The organism is Methanobrevibacter sp. (genome assembly GCF_045646045.1).
Taxonomy (GTDB): domain Archaea; phylum Methanobacteriota; class Methanobacteria; order Methanobacteriales; family Methanobacteriaceae; genus Methanocatella.
Window position 1 is genome coordinate 1 of sequence record NZ_JAZRJY010000031.1, and the last position, 7,269, is coordinate 7,269.

Here is a 7,269-nt window from a genome sequence, read left to right on the forward strand (position 1 = left end):
CTGAAACGTGGAAAACCATAAATACCATACATAGTATTTGCAAGCCTTTTGATAGCCTGCTGCTGAACATCTAAAGCTTTCTTTTGCTGTGGATCATCAGATGCCTTCATTTCACGTTTAATTCTGAAACGTTCCTGTAAAATCTTGTCAATAACAGAAGGAATGAATCCCTGAGGAGATTTTTTAAATTTAATCCCGTGTTCAGGTGAAATATTGTAATCCTCTTCATTTTCAATATCACCCAATACCATCACATCAGGAGATATGTTTTTTGAAATGATTATACTTGGATATAGACTTCTAAAGTCGAACTGCACTAAATTTTCATGAAGACCAGTTTCAGGCTCTCTTACATAACCTCCTTCATTGTCTTCAGCATTTGCTCTGTCTGCAAAATTAGATCCCTGTTTGTTTGGTACAACTTCATCATCAAAATAAGCCTGTTTAACTAAAAACCATTCTGCCTGCTGGCCTGTAGCCATACGACTTACATCAAATAACGGCTGGCCTATTATACGAGTCAATTCTAAATTAAGCGGCAAGGTTTGTTCTGCAATTTTTAATGTTGAAACAACATCATCAAGTGAATAATCAAAGAGATTATCCAATTCTTCACCGCCGTTGTCCCAGAACTCCCAGATTCTGTCTCCAGGAACATCTATTTTTTCCTCTCCGAACAGCTCATAATAGACCCTTTCCAATGTGTATCTCTCAAGAGTCATGTATCTTCTCATTACCAAATACAAATCAACGTGAATTAGTCCTTTCATTGAAGCAGCATTGGCAAATCCTCTTTTAATGAAACGAATATCAGATCCATCCATTCCCAAGTCCAGATCCACTTCATGAATTTTTGCCCGATCAATCAAGTAAGGAAAATCAAAGTTATCTGAATTATATCCGACAACAATATCCACATTATTTTCTTTTATGATATCTGCAAAAGTTTGTATCATCTCTTTTTCTGAAGATACTTGATATACAAAATCATCACGACTTTTGGAATTTGTTTTTGTTGATATTACCTGATTGATTCCGAAGTTACTTGCAACACCAATCATGATTATTTCATCATCTGCCGAATCAGGCATTCCATGAGGATTTCTCACTTCCAAATCGAAACTGAGTATTCTGAAATCATTAGAATTGTCATCAACCCTTTCAAGAGGTTTATCTATTTTTATAATTTCAATGTCATGTTTTTTGCTGTCCAATGCTGAAAATGAGTCTAATTTTTCACCGGACGCCTTTACTTTAGTCATAGGTATTACATCCCTATCCATGAGGTATCTTCTATAAAATGGAATATCAAATTCTCTTATTTGCAGTACACTATCCAAATCCCTTATTTCATCCCTGTGTTTAGATAGAACTTGCGGATGAGTAAATGTTATTTTTATGAATGTTTTTTCAATTTGAAAATCTTTTTTAGTAACTTTTTCAATTACAACATCATCCAATAATTCATTTAAATCGTCAATACATTCATCAGGAGCATTGCTGTAAACATACAGATATGGTGTGAATGAATCATCAATCAATACCACATTCTTATCCCCATCTTTTGAAAATAACCGGATTACAGGTTTATCTTCATAGGTTACATAATCAATGTCCAGAATAACAACTTCTCGCTCCATCATTTAGACTCCTTTAATTCTTTTCTAAAATTATCTAAAATTACATAAGTAATACCCAGTATTAATGGCCCTATAATAAAACCTACAATACCATAAACTAATGGTCCGGCCAAAAATCCAACCAAAAGTATTAACGGATGAATATCAGCATGATGTGATGAAATAGCTGGCCTTATATACATATCTACAAGACTTAGGAAAAATCCGAATAACAGTACAACAATTACTCTAGGATAATTTCCATTTAATGCATCCATAATAGCCAGTGCCCAATAAATCGGCCATGGACCAAATATTGGAATTAACTGCAAAATTCCTGTTATTACACCTAAAAATATTCCATAAGGATAACCCAAAAGGGAATAACCTATCGCACCGAAAATACCGATTATTACAGAAGTTAAAAAGTGACCGTAGAATATACTTTTCAATACATCTTCAATAGATTTAACTGTTCTGTTGAAAAACCCCATATGCTCATCAGGAACAAATGATTTTATAAATTCATAACAATTATCCCCATCTTTAATAAAATAATAGACAGAACAGATTAATACAAATAAATCAAGAGTAATATTGGCTAAAGAACCTAATTTACTTACCAGATAATTTAATACATATTTACCTGCACTTTCAATTGTTTGAACAAAATTATTCTCATTTAAAAAAGGATTATCCGGAATATAATAGGATATTTGAGATAGTGCAGTGTTTACATCCAAATTTTGATTTGAAATATAAAATGTAGACAAAAATCCAGAAATTACAAATACTATATAAGCTATCAGAAGAATAAGAGGAATGATTACAACAATCATCGCCAACAATATGGAAATCGATTCAAATTTCAATTTAGATTGTATTCTTTTAGCAACAGGCCTTATACCATAAGCTAAAATTATCCCCAAGATTATCATGTTCAATACTGGAAATATGAATACCAATGAAATGACAATTAAAAACAATACCAGCAGTATTGGAGGAGTTATGTATTCTTTTAAATCTTTTTCCATATTATCCCTGTCTTAATATTTTACACCAGAAGCATCACGCCTATATTTTCCAAATTCCTCTATTAATTTAATTTGTTCACTGTCAAAAACAGGACCTTCAACACAAATTCTCCAGCCTGTGTTATCAACACAGCACTGCCCGCATACTCCCAGAGCACATTTCATGTATCTTTCAAGAGAATAATCAGCAGGAATGTTAGCATCTTCAAGGATATTGAATATTCCTATCATCATTATTTCAGGTCCGCAGACAAATGCATAATCATAAGTCCTATCTTCAAGCAAACTTGTAAGACAATCGGAAGCAAATCCCTTAAATCCGTAAGACCCGTCATCAGTACATGGATGGAGATTCACATCCAATTTTTCCAATTCATCTAAAAACAGCAATTCATCTTTAGTGGTTGCAGCAAGCAAAACATCAACATCATTATCTTTAATTAATTGACGAGTTAAACCAGTGACTGGAGCCATACCTACCCCACCACCAATAACTAATAATTTTTTACCTTTAAAATCTGTTTTAAATCCATTACCATAGCTGCCCCTAACACCAATCATATCTCCAACCTTCAATTGGTGGAGCTTGGAAGTAAACTCCCCAATGTTTTTAACGCTTACTGAAAGTTCACCGTCACCAATATTAGAAATAGACATTGGTTTTTCATCAGTTGAATGCCAAATCATTAAAAATTCACCAGGTTTAGCATCAATATCCGTATCGAATTTGAAAGTTTTGATTGTAGGAGTTTCGTCAATTATTTCCTTAATTTTTACAGCTTCAGGTGCCCTAATCATTTTAGTCACCTCCATGTGCAAGGCCTACCATCTCATCAATGGATGAATATCCCTTATCTTTCATGAACAATTCCAAATCAGCATTAATTTTTGAAAATACTTCAACACCTTCATCCATAATGGCCGTGCCTATTTGAACTGCTCTTGCACCCGCAAAAATAAATTCGACAACATCCTCAAATGTGTAAATTCCTCCAACACCAATGATTGGTACATTAACGGCATCATAAACAGAATAAACATTGCTTATGGCAATAGGCTTTATGGCCTTACCACTCATTCCGCCGAATTTATTATATAAAACCGGTTTTGCAAGGTCAATATTGATTTTCATACCCGGACCTAATGTATTGATTAAACTTAAAGCATCAGCCCCCGCTTCTTCACAGGTTTTAGCAATTTCTGTAATATCTGTAACATTAGGAGTTAATTTAGCAATAATTGGAACTTCACTTGCATCTTTTGAAGCGGCCACTATCGTATGACTTAAATTACAATCCTGACCTATGGAAGCACCATAACCTTCCATAGCATGAGGACAGGAAATATTTAATTCAATCATATCCACTAACGGATTGATTTGCTCCACCAGAGTGCTGAATTCATCAGGAGTGGCGCCATAAATGGATGCAATAACTACATTATTTTCTCTATTGATTTGTTTTAGCTCTTCTTTAAAATTATCAACACCAGGATTAGACAAACCAATTGCATTGATAATTCCTCCATCAACACCTACCGTTGTAGGATTTTTATATCCCGGATGAGGCTTTAAAGAAAAGGATTTGCTAACAACACCGGCCGCACCGGATTTTAAAATCCAATTCATTGAAGAAGCAGTGCTTCCCATAATTCCTGCAGCCAACATTAAAGGATTTCTAAAATGAACTCCACAAACATCTGTTTCTAACATTATCTTCCACCAATATTTTATTATAAATTAATGTTTATAAAACAACTAATTTAAAATTAGTGGAAATTTAAAAAATAAGGCATTAATTACTTTTCAAGCAACTGACGATAATTATCATTTTGGCGTTTTAAAGAAATGACTGTTGTTTTATGTGATTTCATCATTTCTTCCTTTTCTTTAATTAATAATTTAATCTGTTCATTTTGGTTTTCAATAATCTGGTCTTTTTGAGCAAGCAAACCTTCATAAGTTTTAGAAATTTTTCTTAATTGGAGTTCTAAATTTTCAGTATTATCTCTGATTTGTGTTTTATAATCATCAATTAATGACCTTTGATACTTAACCTGATCCTGCTTATCATCAATTATTTCCTGTTTTTCTTTGATTTTTTTATCCAGATCATCCAATTCTTTCATTTTTGCTTTTTCATTATTGATTTCATTATCCAATTTATCTTCCAAATTCTTTTTTTCATATTTTAATTTGGTTGAATATAATTTCAATTTATTAATTTCATCTTTTTTTGATTCAAGTTCCATGGTGAGTTCATCTATTTCACCATCTTTTAAATCAATTGTTTCTTTTAAATCTCTAAAACTTTGTCTTGACATCAGTAAAAATATTTGATTTTAAATAATTTAAAACTTTTTGAAAGCCAAAATATATTAAAAATAAAAAAAATAATTTAAACACATGGAATGTTATGTAAGTTACTGTGTAAAAGGATTTTATGCATTTAATGAGAATAAAGAATTAATTGCAGAAAAATTATTTGAAGAAGAGGAAATACTTCAAAAACTTATTGAAATAGATAATAAAGAAATTCCCTTAGAAGAAAGCGAATTAATTAATGAATTATCTAAAACATATGATACAATTATTATAGAATCCAACAAACGTGCTTCAGATTATAACTGTGATAAAATAAATGTGAAAAACCCTAACCCTGCAGGAGATATTTTAAGAAGTGAGTTTGACTTAGATTTGGACAATGACATTTATCAGAAACTGGCAATTTATAAGATGAAAAAAGCTCAGGCCGGTGAAGACAAGCATTTAATTCAAGCCATTAGCTCCATAGATGAAATTGATGAATCTATTTCCAAATTAATAGAAAGAATTCGTGAATGGTATGCGCTATACTTCCCGGAAATGGATTTAATAAAAAATAATGAGACATACATTAAATTAATTTACGAAAATAAGACTAAAGAAGAAATTATCAATGCTAAAAGTGATGCATTTCCTATTGATATGCTGGATATTGAAGATGATATTAATCCGGACGATTTAGATATTATGAATAATTATGCTAAATCGATTTATGAGCTTCAGCAAACAAGAAAAAATATTATTAATTATATTGATATTAAAATGGAAACCATTGCACCGAATTTAAAATTGCTTGTTGGTTCCTCTCTTGGTGCCAAGTTAATATCCCATGCAGGAGGACTTAAAAGACTGGCAACTTATCCCTCAAGTACTGTTCAAATTATGGGGGCTGAAAAAGCATTATTCAGACATTTGAAAAGTGGAGATCGTCCTCCGAAATATGGTTTGATATATCAACATCCACAGGTTCGCGGTGCAAAATGGTGGAATCGTGGAAAAATCGCCAGAATGCTTGCAGGTAGAATATCACTGGCTGTAAGAAAAGATGTTTTTACACATGATTTTAATCCAGAAATATTTAATGAATTCAATGATAAAGTAAAAGAAATAGAAAAAAATAATCCATTTCCAACAAAAACCACTAAAAGAAGAAAAACAAAAATCGAAAAAGAATCGTAGAAAAGGTAAAAAAAGAAGGAGGAGATGAAAATGGATGTTTTTTTAAAGGGCAGTGAAATTGCAACAAGAAATCTTACACCAGGTATTAGCGTTTATGGTGAAGAATTAATCACAGAAGATGTAGAATATAGATTATGGAATCCAAGAAGGTCAAAACTATCTGCTGCCATTTTAAATGGATTAAAAAATTTAGATATCAAAAATGATTTTAAAGTTCTCTATCTTGGTGCATCAACCGGTACCACAGTTTCACATATTTCTGACATAGCATGTGATGGAAAAATATATGCTGTTGAATTTTCTCCTGTGACAGCTAAAAAATTAACCAGATTATCCCGTCAAAGACCAAATATTTATCCAATACTTGGAGATGCAACTAAACCTAGAGAATATATGAATATTATTGAAAAGGTTGACCTTGTTTACTGCGATGTTGCTCAACCTATACAGTCAGAATTATTTATGAAAAATATGAATTTATTTGCAAAAGATGATGCTTTAGGAATATTAATGATTAAAGCCAGAAGTATTGATGTGATACAAAAACCTAAAACTATTTTTAAGCAAGAAGAGAAAAAATTAAAAGAGAAAGGTTTCAAAATTATTGAAAAAGTAAAACTGGAACCTTACGAAAAAGACCATATGGCATTTCTTGTAGAGAAAAATTTTTAAAAAAAATGAACTGATTTTCATGTGTAGATAGGCAAAAAAAATATCTTTAAGAATATAAAAAATTACTACAAAAATCACAAAAAAGTATTACTTCGATACCTTTTTATACCATGAAAATAAATATTATATATGCTAATGCAAATAAAATAAAAGTTCACTAAATTATCCTTTAGGTATATTCACTCTACTAATCACTTCATTTAATTAAAACCTAAAGGAGTGAACTTATTTTTTAATATAACTCTTTTTTATGGATTTTAATTTTTAACTTAAAATACTGTCTTTTTATCAAAAAAGTATTACAAAAAATTTATTTTTCACCACATATAAAACCTCCTAAAAGCAATATTGACATTAACTTAGTAGAAGAAAAATTTAAGAAAAATCACTTATAATGAAATTAATGTTTTATAAAATACGAACACAGAGAGTGATTAAGGTT

Annotated in this window: 7 protein-coding genes; 2 read left to right on the forward strand and 5 right to left on the reverse strand. The window is 31.1% G+C overall.

All coding sequences use genetic code 11. The features are described 5' to 3' along the window. The 5 genes from ACKI5C_RS02110 to ACKI5C_RS02130 all read right to left on the reverse strand — a co-directional run. Positions 1–1,640: 3'-5' exonuclease (locus tag ACKI5C_RS02110; RefSeq protein ID WP_407431556.1), on the reverse strand; the 1,640-nt coding region annotated here is incomplete at its 3' end. After that, positions 1,640–2,653, reverse strand: coding sequence for an AI-2E family transporter (locus tag ACKI5C_RS02115; protein ID WP_407431558.1), 1,014 nt, complete (start codon positions 2,651–2,653; stop codon positions 1,640–1,642). The genes ACKI5C_RS02115 and ACKI5C_RS02110, both read right to left, overlap by 1 nt. A 12-nt stretch (positions 2,654–2,665) precedes the next feature. After that, the gene (locus ACKI5C_RS02120; RefSeq protein ID WP_407431560.1) at positions 2,666–3,451 is read right to left on the reverse strand and encodes a dihydroorotate dehydrogenase electron transfer subunit; all 786 of its coding nucleotides are present in this window, start codon (positions 3,449–3,451) and stop codon (positions 2,666–2,668) included. Position 3,452: 1 nt separating this feature from the next. Continuing rightward, positions 3,453–4,364 carry a dihydroorotate dehydrogenase gene (locus tag ACKI5C_RS02125; protein WP_407431562.1) on the reverse strand — a complete coding sequence of 304 codons (912 nt, stop codon included), beginning with the start codon at positions 4,362–4,364 and terminating at the stop codon, positions 3,453–3,455. Between the two features lie 86 nt (positions 4,365–4,450). Continuing rightward, positions 4,451–4,975 (reverse strand): glycosyl transferase, encoded by a 525-nt coding sequence (locus tag ACKI5C_RS02130; protein WP_296795793.1) that lies wholly within the window; start codon positions 4,973–4,975, stop codon positions 4,451–4,453. Positions 4,976–5,057: 82 nt separating this feature from the next. Between ACKI5C_RS02130 and ACKI5C_RS02135 the strand changes: the two genes are divergently transcribed. Beyond that, entirely contained in the window at positions 5,058–6,155 is a 1,098-nt protein-coding gene (locus tag ACKI5C_RS02135) for an NOP5/NOP56 family protein (RefSeq protein ID WP_407431565.1), read from the forward strand. A 30-nt stretch (positions 6,156–6,185) separates the two neighbouring features. Beyond that, entirely contained in the window at positions 6,186–6,827 is a 642-nt protein-coding gene (locus ACKI5C_RS02140; RefSeq protein WP_407431567.1) for a fibrillarin-like rRNA/tRNA 2'-O-methyltransferase, read from the forward strand. The last annotated feature ends 442 nt before the right edge of the window (positions 6,828–7,269 follow it).